The organism is Desulfovibrio sp. ZJ200 (assembly GCF_011039095.1).
Taxonomy (GTDB): domain Bacteria; phylum Desulfobacterota; class Desulfovibrionia; order Desulfovibrionales; family Desulfovibrionaceae; genus Desulfovibrio.
In genome coordinates this window covers 21,369-44,400 of the sequence record NZ_JAAKEH010000017.1, presented here as the reverse complement: position 1 = coordinate 44,400, position 23,032 = coordinate 21,369, and the positions used below count along the sequence as shown (strand labels likewise).

Genomic DNA, 23,032 nt, shown 5'->3' with positions numbered 1-23,032 from the left:
GGCCTGTTCAGGCCTCGTCCTCCGGCAGCCAGACGCGTCCCTGGGCCACCAGGGAAACAGGACCGTCCACGGCCGCCAGATTTTCCTGCCCTTCCGTGAACAGCCGCACATCCAGGGCCGATCCGCCGGGCTGCATAATCGAAAAGCTCCTGCGCGATCCCGATCGGGCCAGGCAGAGCGCCAGGGCCAGCGCGCCCGAGCCGCAGGCGCTTTCCAGGCAGGTGGTCTGCGCGTCGCGCACATGAACCAGGGGCAGCATGTCCAATTGCCCCTGGCGCTCGCGCCACCAGATCACCCCTGCCGCGGCCTCGGCAGCCAGGCCGTGCCGCTCGCGCAGCAGGGCGGCGGCAGCCGCGCAATCCTCGGGAAAGCAATGCACCGCGGCATTGAGCAGAAGATGGGAAATGCCCGGCAGACGCACCAGATGCAGCCCCTCACCCAGGGGCGTGATCGGGCAGGCCGGCATGCGCAGCCTCGCCTCAACCTGCCAGAGCGGAGCGCAGCCGCGCGTAAAAAGACGCAACGGGCTCTGCCAGCCGGAAACCCGCACCTCATACCGGCGTTCCACAATATCCACAGCAGCGGCCGCGGGCTTTGCCGCGCCGTCCGCGCCGGCCAGGGAGCCCTGGCGCAAGGCGCGGGCCTCCTCCGACAAGGCCAGCAGCGCGCCGAACGCCCGGGAGGCATTGACGCAAAATTCGCCTCCGGCCATGCGCAGGCGCAGTTCGCGCTGATCCGTAAAACCCGCCTGCTCGCCTCCCAGATACTGCGGATGCAGCGCCGCACGGGCCAGCCGGGCCTGCTCGCGGCTGCTTCGGCCTTCTGCCGGGAAAAGCAGGGTCGTGTTGCCGCCGGGGCTCCATTTGGAAAAGTTCAGTGCGGGCATGCCGACTTCCTTGCTTTGCATAAACGATGCGCCATCCCGCGGCAAATGCGCCGTCGGCGGATCTGCCTTGCGGGCGCTGTGCGTGACGGCCCGCAGGCGGCAGCGCCCAGGTGCAGGGCCGCGATGGCGTGCGCCGCAGTTTCTGCCATCTGCAAAAAAAGTATGCCTGAGCCGGGCCGCGCTGTCCAGCGCAGCGCAGAGAAGCGGCGAGCCGCAAAGGTTTGCCAATGTTCATCCCGATCTTGCCCAGGCCGCGCCAATGCGCGCTGCGAGCTCATTTCCCAATTATCACTTGCGGTTTTTCGTAAAGCCGGGTATGGAAAAACCAGTTGCCGCCTCCATGCCCTGAAGGGCGCGACAGAGAGCCGGTACTTTGGCGGGCAACACCGCGATTTACTGTATGTTGACGGTAATTCGACACAAACAACGTTTTGGGAGGCATTATGAAATCCTTTAGACTTCTCGTCCTTGCAGCTGCTCTTGTATTGAGCTACGCCGTGGCGGCAGTGGCCGCTCCGGCATGCAACAAAAAAATAGAAAGCTTTGACTTTGTCGTGGACTATTCCGGTTCCATGATGATGCAAAACAAGCAACTCAAGCAGGATAAGATCATTGTGGCCAAAAAGGTGCTGCAACGCGTCAACGACGCCATTCCCGCTCTTGATTTCAAGGGCGGCCTGCACACCATTTCGCCCAACGGCGTGATCATTCCCCAGGGTCCCTGGGATCGCGCCGCCATGAGCCTGGGCATCGACAAGCTGCGCTCCGGTTTCCAGATCTTCGGCCGCATGACCGCCATGGGCGACGGCCTGCAGGCGTATGAGCCCTTCCTTTCCAGCATGCAGCGCGATGCGGCCCTGATCCTGGTCACCGACGGCGACAACAACCGCGGCGTCAACCTTGTGGACGTGGCCCGTCAGCTCTATGCCAGCCAGCGCAACCTGGTGATCCACATCATCTCTTTTGCCGACACCGAACACGGCGCCAACGTGATCCGGCAGATCGCCGCCATGAATCCCAACACCGTGGTGGTGCCCGGCGAAGAGCTGGCCTCCAGCGACACGGCCGTGGAACGCTTCGTGCTGGCCGTGTTCTGCCAGGACGAAGAGGTGATCGTGCTGCGCGGCGTGAACTTTGCTTTTGATTCCTATGCTCTTGACAGCAAGGCCATGGGCATTCTGAACGAAGCCGCCCAGCTGATCAAGGCCAACCCCAACAAGCAGGTGCTCCTTAACGGCTGGACCGACTGGATCGGCAGCGACGCGTATAACAAGGTGCTTTCGCAGAACCGCGCCAACGCCGTGAAGCGCTATCTTGAGAAGCAGGGCATCCCGGCCAGCCGGATGACCGCCATCGGCCGCGGCAAGTCCTACAAGTACGACAACAAGACCGAGGAAGGTCGCTACATGAACCGCCGCACCGAAATTTCCTTCGAGTAAGCGGCGAATGTAGAGAAAAAGCGAAAAAGCCGGGCGGCTCCTGCTGCCCGGCTTTGGTTCATTATGAGGTATGCCCATGCGAATTTTTCTGGCTTGTATTCTTAGCCTGGGGCTTGCGACCAGCGGCTGCGCCTGGTTTAACGGCGGCGACGCCGCAGAAGCCCAAACCCCCAGCGCGCAGCCGCAGGAAGAGGTGGTTGTTGCTGAAGTCGTGACCGAACCCGCTCCTCCGGTCAAACCCGCTGCCAAAAGCAAGGCCAAAGCGAAAAAAGCCCCCCGCGCGGCCAAAGGCGCAAAATCTGAAACGGAAATCAGGGCCGAGCTGGATAAGATGGGTCACAAATTGGTGGCCCGGGCTTCCAGAACCGTCCTGCCTTCCGCGACCGCCAAGGAAGTGCGCAAGGACGGCAGCGGCTATGTGGCCAGCTATGTGGAAGTGGACACCAGCAACGTGACCACGGAATTGCGCCCCGGCGCCAAGGGGCAGTATGTGGGTTTTATCCGCTATCAGGAAAAAGTTTATGAATGCCGCGGGTCCAGCAAGAAGGCTGCGCTCTCCGCGCCCTGCAAGCAAGTCCGCGCGCGTCGGATTAACGAGCTGATCCGTTATGACGGCAAGGCCTGGCAATTTTAGGGTTTTGTCCGCTTGGGGCCTGTTAACACTTTTTAGAGCATTTTCTCTTTGAAAATGCTCTGCTGACGCGAAAGCGGCAGCCGCCGCAACGCGGCGTGCATTCAGGCGAAAACCGCGTTTTTCGCCTGAATGCCACCTTTGACTTTCATAAAAAGTCAAAGGTAATCTGCTCTAGTCCCACAGTGAAGTGGTTTGGATTCATGAAATCTTTCGGGCTCAGCAATAAACTTCTTGAAGGACAGGTTGAGCGAAACAGACAAAGAAAAGTACAGCGTGGGTGGATTTTTGGAGTAGGAGTTTCATTTTGTTGTCTGTTTTATGCAATTTTTTGCATAATAATTATCTACAGTTATTACAATTTTTCGGCTTTGCCGGCAATGCCGGTTGCCTGGGTTTTTCCGTTAATTGGTTTGCTGACAGTCCCCACACTATTTTTAGCGGTTATGGTACTCTGTCTTTACCGTGACCGCCCAGAAATCAATCCAGACGTTATAGCCAAGGCCCTCTGGAAAATCATTTCAAATTTGCCGAAATAGGGCAAAAGATATTCAGGCCAAAGGCGCTTCTCCGGGGCGGCCTTTTGTTTTTCCCCGTCAACTGTTTCGCGCCCTGGTCCAAACCGCCGTCCAGGCGCGGCCCGATTCCATCGGGTATCTCTCCCCCTGTTCTTCAGGCGGCGGACGGCAGCAAACCGGCGCGGCGTCTGAAGCGGGTTCATCGGGGCTGGTTGTCAAGGAACGATGTTTACAGCTCAGCTTTAAAGAATGATTCTTTTATTAGCAGGCATAATTTTCTGCCCGTTTTGAAAAGAATTTTTCTTGATATGTTGAGCCTAGCAGGAGGCTCAGCATGGAGTTTGAACGAATGGTTCAGATCGAACGGAACATCGTGGAAATTTTTGACGCCCGCCGAACGGAGCTCAAGATGAGCATCGAGGCGCTGGGGAAAAAGGTCTACCCCAATGACCCCAGCCCGTACATGCGAATCCAGGGCTTTCGCAAGCCTCAGGCCAACGGCAAGCCGCGAAGACTGCCTGTAGGTGACTTCATGGCAATGTGTCAGGCTCTGGATCTTGACCATGTTCGGGCCTTGATTGACGCGGCTGAAAGAAAATGAATCAAATTTTTTAAAGAAAAATTCTTTAAGCTTTGATTGGCTGATAAAGAATTTTTCTTTAAAATTAAACCCGCCAAGCACACGTCGCATCCCGCAAGGAATGGCCGATGCGCGAGGCGGGTTTTTCGTTGACTGGCCCGGCGGAAAGGGCAAGGTTCTTTGACAATCGAAGCGGAGAAGGTCCTACCGGGACGTGGGAGGATAGCTGCCTACGCGGTTCGGACAAGCCGGAGCACACACGGCCAACGCGTTTTTGACAGAGAGCGTGAAACCCTTTATCTCTGAATACAGACCGCAAGGAGGCCATTATGACCGCCACAACCTTTGATACCCTCGGATACTTTGAAAAGCTCAAGGCCGCCGGCTTCACGGAAGAACAGGCAAAAGTTCAAGCCGAAATGTTGCGGGAACACGCCGAAGCCCAGAACGCGGCTGTGCAAAAAATTCTGGACAGTCGGGAAAAAGAGCTCGCCACCAAGACGGATCTGAAAGAACTTGAGCTCCGCCTGCTCAAATGGCAGTTCGGGATCGCGCTTGCCCTTGCAACCATCATGGCCAAGGGCTTCGGCTGGCTGGGCTTCTAGAGCATTTTCTCTTTGAAAATGCTCTGCTGACGCGAAAGCGGCAGCCGCCGCAATGCGGCGTACATTCAGGCGAAAACCGCGTTTTTCGCCTGAATGCCACCTTTGACTTTCATAAAAAGTCAAAGGTAATCCGCTCTAGGTTCAGGACTCGTTAATTGGCAACGCTATTGTGTCAGTGTACTCATAGCGCACGAGGTAATTTATGAGTACACTGTCTTATCTTTCCCCCGGGCAGATGGCGCGTAGCAAACCCTGTTTCCCTTTTTCTTACGGGGTTCCCGGAGTGGGCGACGCGCGTGTCGTCAGCGGGATCATCGACATCATCAAGCACGGACTGCAATGGAAAGGAGAGTATTAATAATATGATGTAAATATGTTATATCCCTCCAACAGGATGAGCTCATGGAAGCAAAGCCCGACTGCCCCAAGTGCCATGCCAGCACAGTATATCGAAGCGGAAAGGTTCTGGAAAAACAACGGTATCGCTGCAAGAATTGTGGATTTCAATTTACTTGCGCCACTCCACGTGGCCGCCCGGCAAGTGAAAAAGCCCTTGCTGTCACGCTGTATACCATGGGTCTGTCCCTGTCTGCCATTGCCCGAATTTTTCATGTTTCACCCCCCGCTGTTTTACGTTGGGTACGAAATTTTGCGGAACGTGTTTATGAAAAGCCTGAACCTGGGGAGGCCATCATTGTTGAGCTTGATGAAATGTGGCATTTTCTGAAGTCAAAAAAAGAAACTTTGGATCTGGAAAGCCTGTTGTCGTGATACCGGTCAACGCATCGACCGGGAATGTGGCGGGCGTGATCAGGCTACCCTCCACAGATTGATGGAGCGATTGAAAAAGTGGAAAGTTTATCCTCTGGAGATAGCCGAAAACGATCTGCTTCAGGGGAAAAGTGGCACAGTCCGCATAGAAAGGAACAATTGTCGCCAGCGTCACTGCTTTGCCAGATTCCGCCGAAAGTCGGTCGTTGTTTCACGAAGTCTGCACATAGTGACTTGACGATGGCTCTTTTTGCCAGGTTTCATCTGAATGGAACTCTGGATGACATTAAAACATTATTTAGTTAATACTCTCACATTTCTTTCAGTTCCTCACATATTCGTTCCCTTTCGTCGTCAGCAACAGCCGTCATCGTGTCTGACCTCCTGCCTGTCTGCTGGAATACAATCTCTGTTTGGGAAAACCCTGCCACAACTTTTTTCTTCGGGAAGCCCTTTGGGAATTTTGGGCAATAAATTGCGAGAAACATATCTGTCATCCATGACGTGCCCGGCTTATTCTGCATTTATGCGGCGTGGCCGTTTTCCATTTCCAAACCGGAATAAAAGGAATTCCCCGCGATTCGGGAGGTGCTTCATGGCGAAGGGTGATCACATGTCACGTTTTCAGGTTTTTTTCCTTGCGGCCCTGACGGCGCTTTCTTTCCTGGGGAACGCGCCTTCGGCGTGGGCCGCCCAATCCCAGCCCGAAAAGGGAGTTCAGACTATGGACAGATCGCTGACGGCGGAAAAAAACAGGCAAAAACTTTTGGGCAACACGCCGTCCGCTCTGGCGAAGAGCGATCCCGATCTCGCCGCCATGCGCGACCGTCTCGTCTATGGCGAAATCGCGGAGCGCGGCACGCTCGACGACCGGCAGCGGATGCTCATCACTCTGGTGACGCTGACCGCCAGCCAGACCCTTGCCGACATCAAGGCGTACACGGAGGCCGCGCTTCGCGTCGGCGTCAGCCCGGCGGAAATCAAGGAGGCGCTCTATCAGTGCGCGCCCTACGTCGGCTTTCCCAAAACGGAAAGCGCGGTGCGTCTGGTCAATGACGTTTTTACCGAAAAAGGTATCCCCCTTCCGGTGGAGAGTCAGGCCACGGTGACGGAAGCGAGCCGCTTTCAGGACGGGCTGGCCACTCAGAAAGCCATCTTCGGAGACGTTATCGACAAGATGCACGCAACGGCTCCCGAAGGGCAGAAGGACATCAAGGTGAAGTACCTTTCCGCCTTCTGCTTCGGGGACATCTACACGCGCAAGGCGCTTGATCTGAAAACCCGCGAACTGCTGACCTTTTCCATCATCAGCGCATTGGGCGGCTGCGAGGCGCAGGTCAAGGCCCATGTGCAGGGCAATGTGAATATGGGCAACAGCAAACAGAACCTCATCGATGCGCTGGCCCAGATGCTGCCCTACATCGGCTTCCCCCGCACCCTGAACGCCCTCGGCTGCGTCAACGCCGTCCTGCAGGATTCCTGAGCCCAAACCACATCGGATGAAGTGAGCATCGTCCCTGGAGTATTTTTTGATTGAAAATATCTATTTTCAATCACTGCGCTTTCTCAATATTTTCGCAACCGCACCAGCCCTGTCATGAAAAAGGATATTCTCGCCATTGATAAGGCGTCCGTGGATATGCTCTCCGCTTTGCCGGAAGATATCCGGGCGCACATGGTGGAACGCATTGAATCGCGATCCGGTTTGCGCCAGCTCAGCTCCATGAAAGAGACGGGCATGGGCAATCACCAATATGAACTGATCACGCTCTGACTGCCTCCTGAAGCAAGGCGGGGATGCAGATTCAGGCAACTTTCAACGATATGACGGGGAGAGATGATAGCACGGGCAAAACTGATGGCCGCAATATGGCTTGTCCTCTTTGCAGAATGCGCCGCCGCCGTCGCCGCCGACGCGAAGAAGCGCATTCTGGTATTCGGCGATTCCAACACGTTCGGCTATTTCGAGGACGCGCAGGGAGTGGTGGGGCGTTTGCCTCTGCATGTGAGCTGGCCCGGCAGGATGGCCGAACGGCTGGGGCCTGATTACGAGGTGGTGGTCGAGGGGCTGAGCGGACGCACCACCGCCCTCGACAGCCCCGCGCGATCCGGCACGGGCGTCATTCCGGGCGCGGGCATGAACGGGGCCGCATATCTTCCGGCGGCGCTCTCTTCGCATATGCCGCTTGATATGGTCATCATCATGTTGGGAACCAATGACCTGCGCAAGGACCGCAATCGCAGCGCCGCGGACATCGCGTCAGGCGTGGCGGCGCTCGCCGCCATCGTCACCGGGGGCGAGTGGCAGCAGCGCAGGCGCTTTCCCGCTCCCCGGGCGCTCGTAATCTGCCCGCCAAAGCTGGATATTCAACAGAGCGCCTATAAAGCCTTTTTTGAAGGTTCCCTCGCCAAAAGCGAAGCCCTCCCCGGCCTCCTCCGCCCGCTGGCCGAAGCCGCCGGAGCCGCCTTTTTCGATGCGGCAAGCGTGGTCCCCTTCGCCGAAGGGCCGGATGAAATCCATCTGACGCCGGAGAACCACGCCGCGCTGGGCAAGGCTGTGGCCGGGGAAGTCAAAAAGGCGTTCGGGGATGCCCGCCCCATGAACGATGTAACACGCAAGGAGGCAAGCATGAACGAAATCAAGGAACTCTTCCCGCGTGGCGGGGCGAATACGGCCTATGCCCAATACTTCGTGGGCAACAGCTATCTGAACATGCTGTCCACGGAAGGCGTGGTCATCGGCAACGTGACCTTCGAGCCCGGCTGCCGCAACAACTGGCACATCCACCATGCCGTCAGGGGCGGCGGGCAGATTCTGCTCTGCACCGCCGGGCGCGGCTGGTATCAGGAATGGGGCAGGCCCGCCCGGGAACTGCGCCCCGGCGACGTGGTGAACATTCCCGCCGGGGTCAAGCACTGGCACGGCGCGGCCAAAGACAGCTGGTTCGTCCATCTGGCCGTGGAGGTTCCGGGAGAAGACGCCCGGAACGAATGGCTCGAAACCGTCAGCGAGGCGGACTACAGCCAGCTTCCCTGAAATGCCGTTTATGAAAACGAGCATGGATCACCAGATGAGGAGCCGCGCATGGACAGCGCGAGAAATACGAAAGCCAGCATGATGACGCGCCGCTGCCTGCTGAAAATGGCCGGGGGCGCGCTGGCCCTGAACCTTCTGCCCCGCCTGATTTCCCCCGCCGACGTTCTGGCGGGCGACACTGGAGGAACACCCATGAAAATCATTGTTCTCACCGGCAGCCCCCACCGTCAGGGAACGTCGGCGCTGCTGGCCGACGAATTCATCGCCGGGGCGACGCCCAGGGGGCATACCATCGTCCGTTTCGATACGGCCTTTGAGAAGGTCGGCCCCTGCCGCGCCTGCTATTATTGCGACAGGCACAACGGGGAATGCGTCCAGAAAGACGCCATGCAAAAGATTCTGCCGGAAATCCTGTCGGCGGACATGATCGTGCTGGTCACGCCGCTCTATTACTTCGGCATGACGGCCCAACTGAAAACCGTTCTGGACCGCCTGATGCCGCAGCGCGAGGCCCTGCGCAGGCGCCCCGTGAAATCCGCCATGCTCGTCACCTGCGGGAGCGATACGGACTGGAACATGGACGCGATCATGGCCCATTACAAGGTGTTGCTGCGCTACCTCCCGTGGGAGGATCAGGGCGTGGTGCTCGCCAGGAACGTCTTCGCCCGCAAGGACATCGAAGGCACGGCCTATCCCCGGGCGGCCAAGGCCCTGGGAGAGAGCCTGTAGCCCGCGCTTTTTGCAGCTTTTTGCAGCGGAAAGGAGAACACGATGCCGGTTATCACTCTGGAAGCCGCCTCTCTGAACAATGACCAGAAAAAAAGGCTGATTTCGGAATTCACCGAATCCGCCGCAAGGATCATGAACCTTCCGAAAGAGGCTTTTTACGTCTTCCTCAAGGAAAATGCCCCGGATACGGTGGGGGTGGGAGGCGTCCCGCTTTCCGAAAGGCAACGGACGACCCGCGACAGCGAATGAAGGACGCCGCCCGCCGAGGGAACCCGTCCCCCTGGAGCGGGCGGAAAAACATAAAAAACGGCGCGGAAAAACAACTTTCGCGCCCAAAGGAGAACCCCATGACCATCCGCCATTGCCTTTGCTCCGCCCTGTTGGCGGCTCTTGCAGCCTTCCCCGCCCTGGGAACGGCCCACGCCGCCGACGCAACCTCCATCCGCATGGCCCATCTGCGCATCAAGCCCGACCAACTGGAGGCGTTCACCGCCGCCGTGAAGGAAGAAATGGAGGCGGCCCTGCGCCTTGAGCCCGGCGTCGTGGCCCTCTATGCCGTAGCGGAAAAGGACGATCCCACAAAATGGACCTTCTTTGAGATGTATGTGGATGAGGCCGCCTATCAAACCCACCGCGATACACCTCATTTCCAGAAGTATTTCCACACCACCAGGGATATGATCGCGGAGCGCGTGCTGCTGGAGGCCGTGCCCGTCGAGCTGCGCGACAAGCACAATACGCCCGCCGCCCGGTAGCGCCGCCCGAACGACGCATCCCGTCCACCCTGGAAGAGCCGGGCATCGGCTTCGTGCCCTTCAGCCCGCTCGGAAAAGGGATGCTCGCGGGCCGCTTCACGAAAGCGTCAAGATTCGCTGCCGACGACTTCCGCAGCGCCATCCCCCGGTTCAATCCGCACAATCTCCGGCGCAACGCCACGGTGGGAGAACTCGTCGGCAACATTGCCGAGCACAAAAACACCTCGCCCGCGCGCGTGGCTCTGGCATGGCTGTTGGCGCAAAAGCCGTGGATAGAGCAATTTCACTTTGAAAATGCTCTGCTGACGCGAAAGCGGCAGCCGCCGCAACGCGGCGTACATTCAGGCGAAAACCGCGTTTTTCGCCTGAATGCCACCTTTGACTTTCATAAAAAGTCAAAGGTAATCTGCTCTAGAACGGTTTGCTGTTGAAAACGGCAACCGCTCTGGCGGTCGCGGGAGCAATTTAAAGTGAAAGCTGCGCCATTGTTATAACACTATGGAATAGTTGGTAGAAAAATATTTTACATATTTTCCTACCAACTATATTACCAACATTCTTTCTGGCTTTCAGAGGACTCTATCACCCTCCATCAGCCAACCTCCCCATGCCGGGCGGGTCGCCTCTTGGCATTTTCATTTCCCATACACTTGCCATACCTTCCGGGCCGACTTCCAGCGCCTGATTCATTTTTTGCAGAGCACCTTGCCTGGTCTCCAAAGCTCAAGCCAAGACACGCATTCGGGCACGCTGGACATGCTGACGTTGCTCTCTTTGCGACGAATAATCCATCCCTGTGGGAAATGGCAATCTCACATATTCCACGAAGATTGCACTTCCTCACCATGCGCACGCAGGAGGCTCGCAACCCAGAGACGCAAAGACAGCGACACCCCAAAGAGATTCTCGTTTCTCATGGTTTGTCTCCATACCGACACGCGGTGGGCGCGCTACACACAATCCCGTCCCGACTCATACTCCGTAGCGTTCTCCCCATACAGGCACTATCACCGCCAGCCTGGCATTCGGATGCCCCCGCTGTCACGCTCACCATGGCGACCATTCTGTGAGCCAAATACAGATTGGACGGCTGCCGCATGATGCCCAGACTTTCGCCGCATACCGTCTTCCTGTAAATCGGATGGTTATCCCGTGTCGTCGTCATGCTTATCAGCAGCACACCGGATACAACTCCGCTTCACGTTTGATGCGCACTCGCCACATTCCCGATGCCCGCATCATGCGTCTCTGTTTTCGCACGGATGCCTGTTCATTCGTCCGGCATTGTCTCCGAGGGCCTACGTTTCGTCTATACGCTACGCGTATAGCCTCACGGCTGGCAAGGGGCGCTGCCCCTTTGAACCCCGGAAAGGCAAAAGGCAGGGAAAGCGGTGAGGCGCGTCAAGTCCGTGCGCAACGCCGCCGTCCTCGTGCGCGTGTACCCGGAGGAGCGCGACATCCTCCGCTTCAATGCGGGAGTGCACGGCATGAGCATGTCGGAGTACATCCGCCAGACCTGCCTTGGCATCCGCCTGCGGAGAACGCCGGAAGAAAAACGGCGGCTGAGGGAGCTGGCACGCATCGGCGCGAATATTAACTAGCTTGCGAAATGGGCCAACACCTGCAAGCGGGCGGCGGAGCCGTGGAGGTATTGACGGCGCTGGCGGGTATTGAGCGACGTATTGCCGAGTTCGCATCGTGTACCTCGACGACAGGTGAACCGGAGACGGAACCGTGCTGGTACAAGTCTTTCCTCACGATGCGGGGGAAGGTCTCAGCTGCTATCTTGTGTGCACGGAGTATCCGGGGGGGGGAGACACAGCCCCCCAGGTGCTGCGCGGCGCTCCCGCCATGACCCACGCGCCTATCGACAGTACAAAGGATCAATAAAAATTCACCTCGCCAAATCATGTCAAGCAAAAATTTGTTGTGCCTGTGCTCTCCAGTTGAACGTATGTGGATTGCCTTGGTCATAGCCTCATATTCAAATAAGGAGTCGGCTGAAAAAGTCGTGATACGCTGTGCGGAACCCGCCTTGCCCAACAGAAAAGGTTGTTGGATTAGAGCGTGTTGCTAATGGGAATTAGGTTTAGGACTCGTTAATTGACAACGCTATTGTGTCAGTGTATTCATAGCGCACGAGGTAACTTATGAGTACACTATTTTATCTTTCCCCCGAGCAGATGGCGCGCATCAAACCCTACTTCCCTCTTTCTCACGGAGTTCCCAGAGTGGACGACACGCGTGTCGTCAGCGGGATCAAGCACGGACTGCAATGGAAAGATGCCCCACGTGAGATGGACATATAAAACTCGATTTGACAGCTTATAACAGAAGGTTACGCAAATAGCATGCCAGATATTTCTATTCCTCATCAATTAAATTTTTGATCATGTTTGACTTTTCAAAAGTTTTTTTAGCCATTATGTCTAATATTAAAAATACATGATTTGATATATCATATTTTTGTTTATCAAGAGCATCAATTTTTTCTCTGTATGGGATATCTTTTTTATTTGAAATACAATTTATTATATATAATGTATCATTATGTAATTTTATAAATTTTCCGAATATTCCTTTTGGTGATACATTGCTGTCATTTTGTATAGAAAACAATTCTGCAATTTCTTTGTCAAAAATATATTGAAGTTGATTTGATATTTTATGCATATCTATATTAAATTGCCTGATTGAGTCATAATAAATCTTCTCTTTATCATTTATTTTTGATTTAATTTCTTCTGTTATGTCTTTATTTGTTTTAATATCATCAATAACCCATAGCAATCTATTAAAATCAAACAATCTTGTATTTAATAAATTTGACGTTTCCTCAAATATATTTCTTTTATCCTGAATAATTGTCTGCATAATTTCTATCTCTTTATCTTTTGTAATATTAAATTGCGTAGATAAATAAAATCCTGAAATTGCTACAATAAGAGTTCCTATTCCGCATGATATGTTGTAGAATTTTTGAAAGCTGTGATCCTTGAAAAATGCACAAACTTTTTCATAGATTACAGAAATCATACAGACTCCTTCAGAAGTATATTGTTTCTTTATTGCCAACTGCTTGTTATGTATATCCCCCCTTTTTTTTGGGGGCAAGCCTTGTGCACAAGTCGGACAGGTAGACGTATGTTATGGGGGCGCTCTATTGAAATTATCGTATTATGAATATTGATTAATCTATTTTATCCAGCCCTTCGATCTTGCGCCATAGAGGCCAGTATCGCTGATTGCGCATCATGTCCCGATCTCCGGCCATGCCGAAAGCGTAATCGGCTATTCGCTCGGCGTAGCGTTGCCAGTCCCTGCCTTTTGCGCTCTCGCGGATGGTCGGGGCATAGGTGCGGATAGTTTCGGCAACAGCTTCCCGGCTGTGGCCGTTGGCCCTCATTCGCAGGGCAATCATGGTGTCCGCACGGGAATGATCCTCAATGACCAGATGTCTGCGGATATTCTCCAGATGCGCGTAATAGGCCGATGCAGGATCACCGGGGCGCAGGCTTGACGATGGAGCCTGACGTACCAACGTTCGTTTGCGGGCAGCTTCGGCATCCTCCCGGTCGATTTGCCGGGACAGCTCCAGTGCCTTGGCACATTGACGGCGTTCCGTAACCAGCAGTTTCACCTGCGGATATGTGCCGTCCTCTTTTCGATGTTTGGGCTTGCGGTTTTCAAATCCTAGTGCGCGGTGGGGATGAATGCACCCGCACAGCTTCTTGTCTCCGTACTCGCGGTTCAGACGTTCGGTAATTCGATTTCCCACGTCCCGATCAAATTCCGTTCCCAGTTTGGGGATGGTCAGCAATGCCTGAAAGTTACCCGGCGAGCTTTTCAGTATCACGGCAGGTCGGAAGCCGTCCTGTTTCCGCCTGTCCATATTTTCCCGTGTCATATCGTCGATGAGGATATGATGTTTCCCTTCGGAAAGGGGCGTGTAATAGATGTTTTCTCCGCGTTCCTGAAGCCGAAGCATCTCAGGCATTCTTGCCGCCAGCTCGTTGGGAGAAAATTCTTGCTGGCCCCATCTTTTTTATCCAGAATGAAGGTCTTTTTCTCGCCGTCCTGCTCCATCTTGATGCAGGTCACGCGGAAACGATCTGCATTTACGGCAATGGCGTAACGCTGGAACTGTCGGAGTTCCTGTTTGCTTCCGAGCATGGGTTCCTCCTGTAGCGGGGCGGGGCTGTATCTGTTTCCTTCCAGACTTTTTCTGTGCCTCCATCGTTCCGCCTGAGCATCCATTCGCGAGTACGCAGCTAGGTTTCAAACCGCGGCCTGCCGCCTTTTTGCGCGTTGTTCGCAGACGGCGGCGCATATCCCGCAATTCCTGTTGCTGTTGAATTTTGATGCAGTGCCGGGCGATATTCAGGATCGGCAGGCCATGTTTGGCCAGACGGGAGAGCTTGCTTTCCCGTTCCTGTTTCTGACGAATTTTGAGGGCTTCTAGATCATTTTGCCTTTGAAATTATCTAATTTCAAAAGCGACGCTGCCATCATTGCGCGTCCAGAACGCGGTATGGACGCTTATTCGGCGCGGGCGCCAGCTACCGCTGTCGCCAGAGCGTTTAGCTAATTTCATGAGCAAAACGCTCTAAAAGCCACAGGCGGAGAGCGGATACTGGTCTTCCAGACCGACGCGCAGCGCCGACTCCCCGGTTTTTTCCGGGTAGGCGGGCAGGAGGCGCTGCCAGGGAAAAAAAGCGGCCAGAGCGCGGGCGCAAAACAAAAGCGCGGCGCAAACCCGGCGGCAGGAAAAGAGCGGTATGCGCATCCTCCGAAAATGAGCGTCCACAGCGGCGGATCAGAACATCTGGCGCATGAGATCCTCGCCGCCCTCGGAGGTATCCACCACAGTGCCGTCCCCGGCGTCGGGCGCGGTGGCCGAGACCCCCTCCAGGGGCATGTCGGCCCGGTATGCAAAGCCGCCGGACATGACGATGCCGTCAGGCATGACGAAGTCCTGCGCTTCGTACATCTCTTCCACCACGCTGCGATAATAGCGGAAAATGGGCGCGGCGGTGCGCCCGCCCTGTTCCAGACGGCCCAGAGACCGCAACTGATCGTAGCCCACATAGACGCCGGTGACCAGATAGGGCGAGAAACCCACAAACCAGGCGTCGTGCTCCTCGTTGGTGGTGCCGGTTTTGCCCGCTATGAAGCGGCCTTCCACCTTGCCGCGGACCCCGGTGCCCGCATTGACCACGTTTTTGAGCAGCACGTCCATGATGTAGGCGTTCTGGGGCGTGACGGCCTGCCAGTGCTCCACGTCCTGACGATAGAGCTCGCGGCCCTGGGCGTCGTTGATGGCGGTAATGATCCGGGGGCGCACGCCCAGGCCCTGATTGGCGAAAGCCGCATAGGCCTGCGTCAGATTAAGCGGGGAAACGGCCACCGCGCCCAGACTGACGGAAAGCTCCTGCGGGAAGGCGGGCTCCAGGCCCAGGGCCTTGGCCCGCTGGATTACGTTGGCGATCCCCACCTGCTGCGCCACGCGCACGGTGCTGGTGTTGCGCGAGAGCGCCAGGGCCTGATGCAAAGGCATCTCGCCCTTATAGTTGTGCTCGTAGTTGGAAGGCCGCCAGACTTCATTGGTATAGGGGTTCACATAGACAAAAGGCGCGTCCAGCACAATGGAGGACGGCGTGAAGCCGAAATCCAGCGCCGTCGAGTACACCACGGGCTTGAAGCTGGAGCCGGGCTGGCGGCGGGCCTGCGTGGCGCGGTTGAAATGGCTTTCGCCGAACCGGTAGCCGCCGATCAGGGCCACCACGTCGCCGCTCTGGGGCTCAAGCGAGGCAAGAGCGCCCTGCACGGCGGGCTCCTGCTGCAAGAGCAGGGGAATGGGCGTTTCTTTCCGAACCGCGGCCGGATCAAAGGGCACGCTTTTCTGCTCTTTGCGGCCTTTGGGGCCGGTTTCCCTCATTTTCAGCTCGGCGGCCGAAACCCAGATCACATCGCCGGGCCTGAGCACCAGTCTGGCGTCTTTGACCGCCGGAGCGTAAATGCCCGCCACCTTGGGATTGGGCTTGCGCGCCCAGGACATGTTGGCCACGGGAATCAGGCCGGTATAGCCCTGGCCCAGGGCCACGCGGGCCTCTTTGGCGTCCACGGCGGTGACCAGGGCCTTGACCCAGGCCTTGCCGGCAAGATCCAGGGGGGCAAAAGCGGAGGCGGCCAGAAAAGCGCGCTGCTGCTCGGCATCCAGATGTTGCAAAGCGCCGCGCCAGCCCTGCCGCTTGTCCAGTTCTTCCAGACCCCGGCGCAGGGCGCGGCCTGCGGCTTGCTGATGGGCGGGCGCCATGGCCGTGCGCACGGTCAGGCCCGCCTCGTACACATAATCCTCGCCGTATTTGCGCGTCTCCACGCCCAGGGCCTTGAGATTGTGCTCGGTGAAAAATTCGATGAGCAGGCGGCGGGCCTCTTCCAGATACCAGAGCGCGGCCCCGCCCTGGCCTTCGGGCATGCTCCAGTAGACCAGGGGTTCGGCAGCGGCCTGCGCATATTCCTCGGGGGTGATCCATTTCAGGTCGCGCAGGCGGCCCAGCACATACATCTGGCGGTTTTTGGCGGCCTCGGGATGGCGGAAGGGATTAAATTTGCTGGGGGCCTTGGGCAGCCCGGCAATAACCGCGCTTTCAGCCAGGGTGATGTCCGAGGCGTGCTTGCCAAAATAGGTGCGCGCCGCGGCCTCCACGCCGTAGGCGTGCTCGCCCAGATAAATCTGGTTGAGGTAAATGGTCAGGATCTCGTCCTTGGAAAGATTTTTTTCCAGGCGATAGGCCAGAATGGCCTCCTTCATCTTGCGCGTGAAGCTGCGCTCCGAGGTGAGCAGAAGCTGCTTGATGAGCTGCTGGGTGATGGTGCTGCCGCCCTGGCCCTTGGTGCCGGTGCGGAAGTTGATCAGCGCCGCGCGCGCGATGGCCACCGGGTTCACGCCCATGTGCCGGTAAAAGGAGTCGTCCTCGGCGGCGAGGAAAGACAGGGGCAGAAAGCGCGACATGTCCTTGAGGCCAATGACAAAGCGCTTTTCATGGTAGAAAAGGCCCAGCACGGAGCCGTCGCGCGCCAGGACCGTGGTGGCCTGCGGCGGATTGTAGTCGGCAATGCGGGTGATGGCGGGCAGATCGCGCGAGGCCCAGTAAAAAAGCAGGGCCGCCGTGCCGCCGCCCACAAGCCCGCAAAACAAAAAGATGCCCACCAGCCAGAGGGTGAGTTTTTTCCAGGAAAATCTGATCTTCATGGCAGGGCAGTACCGTTTTTTTGTTCCGGCGTAAAGAGATCATGGCGCAATCGCCGCCGTGATGCGGTCGGAAAAGTACAGCCGGACTCGCTGCCGGGGCGCCGGCTTTGCGGGGTTTGCATCGGTTGACCCTGGGGGCTGCCTTTGCATTTCCTCGCAGCCGCTTCCCTGATTGCAAACATCTGCGTCCGCGCCCGGGCAGGAGCATAGCGGGCAAAAAAAAGCGGAAGGGGCAACCTTCCGCTTTTTTCTGAAAATTTGCGCTCCGGACTACACGCAGCCGGTGGGCTTGGGCAGACCGGCCATTTTGCAGGCGCCTTTGCCGGGGCCGGAGGGGAAAAGCTCGTACACTTCTTTCAGCTTGTAGCCCGTATTTTTGGAGAGAATGCGCACCATGGGCGCAATGCCGTTCTTTTTGTAATAATCCTGCAGGAAATCAAGGATCTTCTGGTGATCAGGGGTGATATCGGAAATGCCTTCGGATTCCTTCACATATTCCATCCATTCGGGGCACCAGTCGTCAAAACGCAGCAGGAAACCATCTTCATCAACTTCAAAGCTTTTGCCTTTATAGGTGATCTCAGCCATGCGTGTCCTCCTTGGACAGATATTGCTCATTTTCGCCGGGACGATATGCCTCGGCGCTATGCCAGCCGGAATTGACGATCCCGACCGAATTCCTCAAATGTGGGCCGTGATTGTGAGCCCAATCACGATGCAGGAAAAGTTATGTCATAAAAAAATTTCAATGGCAAGCCCTGCACGGCTTTTTTCGTTGAGCCTGGCGCAGTGGTGGGGAAAAGAAGCGTTTCTTTCCAACAGGATGCTAAAACAACGTCACACGCGCCCGCACATCCGGCGGCTCACGCCAGGTGCACTTCGTTGCGCGCCCAGTAGAGCAGGCGGGCATGCTGCCTGACCGCGGCGATCACCGCCTCTTCGGCCTCGCGGCTTTCCATGTCGCGGATACGGAGAAAGACCTGGCGGTCGCCCTCCTGATTGTTGGCCGAGAGCACGGAAAGAATCCGGGCTCCGTGCGCGCGCAGCAGATCGAAAATGGGCTTCATGGCTCCAGGCCGGTTGGCGATCTCAATGCCGATCTGGATGCCGCCCTCGCGCACGCCGGTAATGGTCACCAGAGCCTTGAACACGTCCTGATCCGAAATGATGCCTGCCAGATGCCCGTTTTCTTCCACCACCGGCAGGCCGCCGAACTTGTTGTCCAACATGAGCATGGCGGCTTTTTCCACGGTATCCGTGGGTTTGACTGTGAAAGGCCGGGGAGTCATAATGTCTTTGGCCTTGAGTTCGGCCAGCAGGTAATGCATCTCGTACATGTCCAGCGTGGTGGCCTTGGAAGGCGAGGCGTCCCGCACGTCCCGGTCGGAGATGATGCCCGTAAGGCAGCCTTTTTCGTCCACCACCGGCACGCGGCGGATATTGTTGTCACGCATGAGCTTGCTGAGTTTGAGCAGTGATGTTTCGGGAGTGACGGCGATCACGTCGGCGGTCATCCAATTCCGTATAAGCATGCTTCCTCCGGCAGTGGACGGTTGAGATCATTCGCGCTTGCCGCGCTGCTTTCAGGCCGGCAGCGGCATGGGCCTGCGCGGCGCTTGGCTTTTTCTATATACCAAGGGGCGGATGCTGCACAAGCCCGGCGCGCGGGCGACCGGGGCCGGGCGCGGCTGCTCTGCCGCCTGCCGCGCCGTTTTCTCCGGCAGTTGCCCGGGCGGACGCATAATTCTCGGACCTGCTTTTTTCAGGAGCGACATTATGGATGCATATCTTGATTGCGCGCACGGCATCAGCGGGGACATGACCCTGGCCGCACTGAGCCATCTGGGCGTGGACTTTGCCCCGCTGATCGCGGCTCTGGCCCGCGCGGGCATAGACTGTTGCCTGGAAACGCGCCCGGAAACCCGCGCCGCAGGCCCCGGGCGGCGGGCGGACGTGAGCTGGGACAGCAATCAGCCGCTGCGCCATCCCGCGGATATTGCGGCGGTCTTCGCGGCTGTGGAGGTCAGCGCCGCTGTTCGCGGTCGGGCCCTGAAAACGCTGGAAGCCCTGACCCTGGCCGAAGCCGAGGCGCATCAAGTGCCGCCGGAGCAGGTCCATTTTCATGAAGTGGGGGCCATTGACACGCTCGTGGATATTTTAGGAGTCTGCTGGGGCCTGGAGCAGTTGGGCGTGAAGCGGATCGCAGTTTCGCCGCTGCCCTGGTTTTCAGGCACGGTGCAGTGCGCTCACGGCCTGATTCCGCTGCCCGCCCCTGCCACGGCATGGCTGATGCGAGGCAAGCCCGTGCGCCCCGGCGGCGTCTGCGAGGAGTTGATCACGCCCACGGGCGCCGCGCTTGTGCATGCGCTGGCCGACGCGTTCGAGGATGGCCCCCGAGGCGTGCTGGCCGGGCTGGGCACCGGCTACGGCTCGCGCCCGGCCCCGGCGGGCCTCAGAGTCTGGCTGAGCGAACCCGTGCCCGAAACCGCGTCGGCTGCGCAAGGCGGTCGGGAACAGGTGCTGCAACTGGAGACCCATCTGGATCACCTCAGCGGCGAGGAACTGGGCATGGCCCTCACGGCCCTGGCCGATCTGCCCCATGTGCTGGATGTGCTCTGGCTGCCGGGCATCGGCAAAAAAAACCGCCCCGCAGGCCTGCTGCGCGTGCTCTGCCCGCCCGAGGCCGAGGCGGCCGCCGCGCAGGCCATGCTGCGCCATACCCATAGCCTGGGGCTGCGGCGGCAACTGCTGGAACGGCTGATATTGCCGCGCGAGGCGACAACCCTGGACTGCTGCGGCGAACGTCTGGCGGCCAAAGCCTATATTCTGGAAGGCGCGCGCTATGCGCGGCCCGAGGCCGATGCCGTCCGGGCGGCGGCGGCCCGGCGCGGCGTGGGAGCCCCGGCTTTGCGCTTCACGAATACCGGGCAAGGCGGGTAGAGCGTGTTCTCTTTGAAAATGCTCTATGCATTTGCACTATATTTGGCGTCCCCTGGCGTTGTGCGCCCTGACAACCGCTCTGTGGCTGACCGGCGCCGTATTCCTTGGGGCCAACGGCTCCAGGGCATCCGTCTGACGCCGGAGAAGGCTGAGGCGTTTTCAGGCCGGATATGCGGCACCCCATCCGTCGAAAGCGTAAAAAAGCGCGCTTTGCCGAAGCAAAGCGCGCTTTTGCATGAAAGGCTTGCGCCTGTTTATCCCTGACATTTCCGCTTCAGGGTTTCGGCCACGGTTCTGCCGAGCTCATGGCAGGCCTTGAGCACGTCACGATCCGGCTGCCAGGCGCATTTCACGGGCTCCGCGGGCATTGTCATACCCATGGAGGCCAACTGCTCCTGAAGATATTTGGGGGCCTCGCCCGACCAGCCATACGAGCCAAAAGCGCCGCCCACGCGGTTTTGCGGGCGCAAGCCTTTCATATACGCCAACTGGGCGGTCACCAGGGGCAGCACGCCGTTGTTGTGGGTGGGGGAGCCGGCCAGCACAGCGCCGCAATCCGCGAGCTCGGTCATCACGGCGCTGTGGTGGTTGTGTTTTACGGACATGAGCCGCGTGGGCACGCCGTTTTCCTCCAGGCCGCTACAGGCTGCATAGGCCATGCTTTCCGTGGACTGCCACATGGTATCGTAAAATATCAGGGCGCGCTGCTGCGGTTTCTGTTCGGCCATGCGGCGATAGAAGTCCACAATGAAGCGCACGGCCTTGGCGCCTCTGTGGATCAGGCCGTGATCCGGGGCAATCATGTCGATGTCGAGCTTTTCCAGGAGGGGCAGGGCTTTCAGCACCATGGGCGAATACGGCAGAACAATGTTGTAGTAGTATTCTTTGATGCGCTTCTCAAATTCGGCGTCATCGCCGAAGTCGTCGGCAAAGCGGGCGCTGCTTGCAATGTTCTGCCCGAAAATATCGTTGCTGATCAGGAGCTTGTCTTCCGGAATGTAGCTTACCATGCTGTCGGGCCAGTGCAGCATGCGGGTTTCCTGGAAGACGATGTTGCGGCTGCCGATATTCAGGGTTTCACCGTTTTTTACGGCCTGCACGGGCCAGTTTTTGCCTGCGAAATATCCGGCGAAGGACTTGAGGCCCGTCTGAGAAACGAAGATTTTTTCGGGCTTGACGCGTTCCACAACCTCAGCCAGCGCACCGGAGTGATCCCGCTCCAGGTGGTTGCACACAATGTAATCCACTTTTTCAGGCTCAAGGGTCTTGGCCAGACGGCAGAGCAGCGTGCCCGCGCAGCCGGGAGCCACGGTATCCACGAGGACATTTTTTTGATCCTTGATCAGATAGGCGTTGTATGTGCTCCCGTCCGGCGAGCGGGAGTAGCCGTGGAAATCGCGGTGATCATAGTCAACGAAACCAACCCAGTAGATATTTTTTTTGATTTCAACAGGTTGCATGTACAGTCTCCCTGAAACAGATTACTGTCGAGAAGGTATGCCTCAACTGTAACGTTCATCCGCTCGAAAGTTACATTGCGCTCAAAGGCACAGGTGGCGCGTCGCTGCGCTTTTTCACAAAAAGCCCCGCCTTCCCGGAATACCGGCAGGGCGGGGAAGGAAAAAAGGTCGGAAAATCAGGGGTTGCCTCTCAATTGCTTCTTGCTTTCGCCGTAGCCGGGCTTGGCGAGCTTTACGGATAAAGACAACAATGGGCCTGCACAGAGCTTTGTCAAAGAAATCGCTGTCGTTATCCGTAGCTTCCCCGCTCTTTCAGCCGGGGCAAGCCTTTGTCGCACCGGCTGAAGCGAGTCCCACAGCTCTGCTGCCATCAGCCGTCAGGCGGCTGTGCCGCCAACGGCTGAGGCTGGAGTACACTCCTTTCGCAAAAAGCTTGTTTTTCGTGCTGAAAGAACAAAACCCCTCAATTTAGAGCGTTTTGCTAATGAAATTAGCTAAACGCTCTGGCAGGGCGAAGCCCTGCCCGCCGCAAAGGCGCAGGCAAAATTTACTTTCGCCGTTAAGCGCCGGAGCGAGCGTTTCAAAAGCAATATGCTCTAGGGTCAGCCCCTAGGCCGGACTGAATTGATCCTTGCTCACGCCGCAGACAGGGCAGACCCAGTCGTCGGGCAATTGATCGAAAGGCACATTGTCATGTTCAGCCGGATCATATTCATAACCACAGACACTGCAGACATACTTTTCCATGGGGTTCTCCTTGGGGCATGGCGCGGAAGGCCCGCGCCTCATTCTTTTCAGGCGAATATACGCCGCAGGCCGCCGGCGCGCATGCCGCGCCCGGGGCCCTCCACAGCGCAGGCGCTAGTTTTCGGCCTTCCACAAGCCGTGCAGGTTACAGTATTCGCGGGCTGTCACCTTGTCGGCGTCAAGTTTGAAGAAGGCCTCAGGCTCCTCGCCGGGGCGCAGGAACCTGGTATAGCTGCGATCGTCGGCCAGAAGCTCGATCCATTCAATGTAGTGTTTTTCTTCCATGGGATGCGGGGCGCTGCCGATTTTGACCCTGTAGCCGCCGTCCACCCGCTCAATCACCGGCACATGCTTTTCCAGCGCGCCGTCGGTGGAGCCTTCCTTCATAAGTTTCATGGGTTCGCCACAGCAGGACATCTCTGCGCCGCCGCCATGCAGGACTTCCACAATATTGCCGCAATGGGTGCATTTATAAATTTCAAGATGTTTAGGCATGGTCTTCCTCACTTGTCCCGGCCCGTTGGGGGGGCAAATATTTTAAGCTATGTGGGCGGGCACATGCCCGCTGAGCGTGTTTTTCCGAAAAGCGGCTCCCGGCAGGCGCGGGAACTTTTTCGCCCTTTTCGGAATCGACTCTCAGTGTGTAAAAAATTCCTTGCTTTGTAAAGCCTTTTTTATG

Annotated in this window: 29 protein-coding genes and 2 pseudogenes; 18 read left to right on the top strand and 13 right to left on the bottom strand. The window is 57.3% G+C overall.

The annotated features are described in order from the left end of the window. Positions 1 to 7: 7 nt before the first annotated feature. Positions 8 to 886, bottom strand: a complete 879-nt coding sequence (locus tag G7Y52_RS06880) for a hypothetical protein (RefSeq protein ID WP_165068690.1) — start codon at positions 884 to 886, stop codon at positions 8 to 10. A 443-nt stretch (positions 887 to 1,329) separates the two neighbouring features. Between G7Y52_RS06880 and G7Y52_RS06875 the strand changes: the two genes are divergently transcribed. The 3 genes from G7Y52_RS06875 (at position 1,330) to G7Y52_RS06865 (ending at position 3,495) form a co-directional block, all read left to right on the top strand. Continuing rightward, a complete protein-coding gene (locus G7Y52_RS06875) occupies positions 1,330 to 2,325 on the top strand; it encodes an OmpA family protein (RefSeq protein WP_165068686.1) in 996 nt (331 codons plus the stop codon). 76 nt (positions 2,326 to 2,401) lie between these two features. After that, on the top strand, positions 2,402 to 2,959 hold the full coding sequence (locus G7Y52_RS06870) for a translation initiation factor 2 (RefSeq protein WP_165068681.1): 558 nt from the start codon (positions 2,402 to 2,404) through the stop codon (positions 2,957 to 2,959). 95 nt (positions 2,960 to 3,054) lie between these two features. After that, complete coding sequence (locus G7Y52_RS06865) at positions 3,055 to 3,495, top strand: hypothetical protein (protein WP_206215225.1); 441 nt, start codon at positions 3,055 to 3,057, stop codon at positions 3,493 to 3,495. 208 nt (positions 3,496 to 3,703) lie between these two features. Here the strand turns inward: G7Y52_RS06865 and G7Y52_RS06860 are convergent, their stop codons facing one another. Beyond that, positions 3,704 to 4,165, bottom strand: coding sequence for a hypothetical protein (locus G7Y52_RS06860; RefSeq protein WP_206215224.1), 462 nt, complete (start codon positions 4,163 to 4,165; stop codon positions 3,704 to 3,706). Between the two features lie 218 nt (positions 4,166 to 4,383). Here G7Y52_RS06860 and G7Y52_RS06855 point away from each other — a divergent pair, with 218 nt between their 5' ends. From G7Y52_RS06855 to G7Y52_RS14940, 4 genes are read left to right on the top strand one after another with little or no spacing between them, the layout of a single operon-like run. Beyond that, positions 4,384 to 4,659, top strand: coding sequence for a DUF1640 domain-containing protein (locus G7Y52_RS06855; protein ID WP_165068671.1), 276 nt, complete (start codon positions 4,384 to 4,386; stop codon positions 4,657 to 4,659). Beyond that, the gene (locus tag G7Y52_RS06850; protein WP_165068666.1) at positions 4,590 to 4,814 is read left to right on the top strand and encodes a hypothetical protein; all 225 of its coding nucleotides are present in this window, start codon (positions 4,590 to 4,592) and stop codon (positions 4,812 to 4,814) included. The genes G7Y52_RS06855 and G7Y52_RS06850 overlap by 70 nt, the downstream gene beginning before the upstream one ends. A 47-nt stretch (positions 4,815 to 4,861) precedes the next feature. Further along, positions 4,862 to 5,017 carry a hypothetical protein gene (locus G7Y52_RS06845; protein WP_165068662.1) on the top strand — a complete coding sequence of 52 codons (156 nt, stop codon included), beginning with the start codon at positions 4,862 to 4,864 and terminating at the stop codon, positions 5,015 to 5,017. A 44-nt stretch (positions 5,018 to 5,061) separates the two neighbouring features. Next, complete coding sequence (locus tag G7Y52_RS14940; protein WP_206215227.1) at positions 5,062 to 5,430, top strand: helix-turn-helix domain-containing protein; 369 nt, start codon at positions 5,062 to 5,064, stop codon at positions 5,428 to 5,430. A gap of 311 nt (positions 5,431 to 5,741) precedes the next feature. Here the strand turns inward: G7Y52_RS14940 and G7Y52_RS14930 are convergent, their stop codons facing one another. Continuing rightward, the gene (locus tag G7Y52_RS14930; protein ID WP_206215223.1) at positions 5,742 to 5,954 is read right to left on the bottom strand and encodes a hypothetical protein; all 213 of its coding nucleotides are present in this window, start codon (positions 5,952 to 5,954) and stop codon (positions 5,742 to 5,744) included. Positions 5,955 to 6,154: 200 nt separating this feature from the next. Between G7Y52_RS14930 and G7Y52_RS06835 the strand changes: the two genes are divergently transcribed. The 10 genes and pseudogenes from G7Y52_RS06835 to G7Y52_RS15235 form a co-directional block, all read left to right on the top strand. Further along, positions 6,155 to 6,913 carry a carboxymuconolactone decarboxylase family protein gene (locus G7Y52_RS06835; RefSeq protein WP_165068659.1) on the top strand — a complete coding sequence of 253 codons (759 nt, stop codon included), beginning with the start codon at positions 6,155 to 6,157 and terminating at the stop codon, positions 6,911 to 6,913. Between the two features lie 114 nt (positions 6,914 to 7,027). Further along, a complete protein-coding gene (locus tag G7Y52_RS06830) occupies positions 7,028 to 7,204 on the top strand; it encodes a hypothetical protein (RefSeq protein ID WP_241159627.1) in 177 nt (58 codons plus the stop codon). Between the two features lie 63 nt (positions 7,205 to 7,267). Continuing rightward, positions 7,268 to 7,978 (top strand): annotated as a pseudogene (locus tag G7Y52_RS15245) (GDSL-type esterase/lipase family protein); the annotation flags it as partial. 81 nt (positions 7,979 to 8,059) lie between these two features. After that, on the top strand, positions 8,060 to 8,467 hold the full coding sequence (locus G7Y52_RS15240; RefSeq protein WP_241159631.1) for a cupin domain-containing protein: 408 nt from the start codon (positions 8,060 to 8,062) through the stop codon (positions 8,465 to 8,467). Positions 8,468 to 8,515: 48 nt separating this feature from the next. After that, positions 8,516 to 9,196, top strand: a complete 681-nt coding sequence (locus tag G7Y52_RS06820) for a flavodoxin family protein (RefSeq protein WP_165068653.1) — start codon at positions 8,516 to 8,518, stop codon at positions 9,194 to 9,196. Positions 9,197 to 9,238: 42 nt separating this feature from the next. Further along, positions 9,239 to 9,445: a 4-oxalocrotonate tautomerase DmpI gene (gene dmpI / locus G7Y52_RS06815; protein WP_165068650.1), complete on the top strand. Its 207-nt coding sequence runs from the start codon at positions 9,239 to 9,241 to the stop codon at positions 9,443 to 9,445. A 98-nt stretch (positions 9,446 to 9,543) separates the two neighbouring features. Further along, positions 9,544 to 9,951, top strand: a complete 408-nt coding sequence (locus G7Y52_RS06810) for a putative quinol monooxygenase (RefSeq protein ID WP_165068647.1) — start codon at positions 9,544 to 9,546, stop codon at positions 9,949 to 9,951. 17 nt (positions 9,952 to 9,968) lie between these two features. Further along, positions 9,969 to 10,382, top strand: a complete 414-nt coding sequence (locus tag G7Y52_RS06805) for an aldo/keto reductase (RefSeq protein WP_277424294.1) — start codon at positions 9,969 to 9,971, stop codon at positions 10,380 to 10,382. Between the two features lie 978 nt (positions 10,383 to 11,360). Further along, positions 11,361 to 11,552 (top strand): hypothetical protein, encoded by a 192-nt coding sequence (locus G7Y52_RS06800; protein ID WP_206215222.1) that lies wholly within the window; start codon positions 11,361 to 11,363, stop codon positions 11,550 to 11,552. A gap of 549 nt (positions 11,553 to 12,101) precedes the next feature. After that, a pseudogene (locus tag G7Y52_RS15235) lies at positions 12,102 to 12,248 on the top strand (IS5/IS1182 family transposase); the annotation flags it as partial. 67 nt (positions 12,249 to 12,315) lie between these two features. Here the strand turns inward: G7Y52_RS15235 and G7Y52_RS06795 are convergent. The 7 genes from G7Y52_RS06795 to G7Y52_RS06765 all read right to left on the bottom strand — a co-directional run bounded on the left by G7Y52_RS06795 (position 12,316) and on the right by G7Y52_RS06765 (position 18,738). Next, the gene (locus G7Y52_RS06795) at positions 12,316 to 12,987 is read right to left on the bottom strand and encodes a hypothetical protein (protein WP_165068639.1); all 672 of its coding nucleotides are present in this window, start codon (positions 12,985 to 12,987) and stop codon (positions 12,316 to 12,318) included. Between the two features lie 154 nt (positions 12,988 to 13,141). Continuing rightward, on the bottom strand, positions 13,142 to 13,939 hold the full coding sequence (locus G7Y52_RS06790) for a RepB family DNA primase (protein WP_241159630.1): 798 nt from the start codon (positions 13,937 to 13,939) through the stop codon (positions 13,142 to 13,144). Further along, positions 13,855 to 14,124: a hypothetical protein gene (locus G7Y52_RS06785; RefSeq protein WP_165068475.1), complete on the bottom strand. Its 270-nt coding sequence runs from the start codon at positions 14,122 to 14,124 to the stop codon at positions 13,855 to 13,857. The genes G7Y52_RS06790 and G7Y52_RS06785 overlap by 85 nt, the downstream gene beginning before the upstream one ends. 433 nt (positions 14,125 to 14,557) lie before the next feature. Next, positions 14,558 to 14,737, bottom strand: coding sequence for a hypothetical protein (locus G7Y52_RS06780; RefSeq protein WP_165068631.1), 180 nt, complete (start codon positions 14,735 to 14,737; stop codon positions 14,558 to 14,560). Positions 14,738 to 14,767: 30 nt separating this feature from the next. Continuing rightward, positions 14,768 to 17,206 carry a PBP1A family penicillin-binding protein gene (locus G7Y52_RS06775; protein ID WP_165068626.1) on the bottom strand — a complete coding sequence of 813 codons (2,439 nt, stop codon included), beginning with the start codon at positions 17,204 to 17,206 and terminating at the stop codon, positions 14,768 to 14,770. A gap of 270 nt (positions 17,207 to 17,476) precedes the next feature. Further along, positions 17,477 to 17,794: a TusE/DsrC/DsvC family sulfur relay protein gene (locus tag G7Y52_RS06770; RefSeq protein WP_165068622.1), complete on the bottom strand. Its 318-nt coding sequence runs from the start codon at positions 17,792 to 17,794 to the stop codon at positions 17,477 to 17,479. 275 nt (positions 17,795 to 18,069) lie between these two features. Beyond that, a complete protein-coding gene (locus G7Y52_RS06765) occupies positions 18,070 to 18,738 on the bottom strand; it encodes a CBS and ACT domain-containing protein (RefSeq protein WP_165068619.1) in 669 nt (222 codons plus the stop codon). Between the two features lie 244 nt (positions 18,739 to 18,982). Between G7Y52_RS06765 and G7Y52_RS06760 the strand changes: the two genes are divergently transcribed. Beyond that, a complete protein-coding gene (locus G7Y52_RS06760; protein WP_165068603.1) occupies positions 18,983 to 20,146 on the top strand; it encodes a LarC family nickel insertion protein in 1,164 nt (387 codons plus the stop codon). A 254-nt stretch (positions 20,147 to 20,400) separates the two neighbouring features. Here the strand turns inward: G7Y52_RS06760 and G7Y52_RS06755 are convergent, their stop codons facing one another. The 3 genes from G7Y52_RS06755 to G7Y52_RS06745 form a co-directional block, all read right to left on the bottom strand. Further along, complete coding sequence (locus tag G7Y52_RS06755; RefSeq protein WP_165068599.1) at positions 20,401 to 21,606, bottom strand: FprA family A-type flavoprotein; 1,206 nt, start codon at positions 21,604 to 21,606, stop codon at positions 20,401 to 20,403. Between the two features lie 609 nt (positions 21,607 to 22,215). Continuing rightward, entirely contained in the window at positions 22,216 to 22,353 is a 138-nt protein-coding gene (locus G7Y52_RS06750; RefSeq protein ID WP_165068593.1) for a rubredoxin, read from the bottom strand. Between the two features lie 114 nt (positions 22,354 to 22,467). Beyond that, entirely contained in the window at positions 22,468 to 22,848 is a 381-nt protein-coding gene (locus G7Y52_RS06745) for a desulfoferrodoxin (RefSeq protein WP_165068588.1), read from the bottom strand. Positions 22,849 to 23,032: the final 184 nt, after the last annotated feature.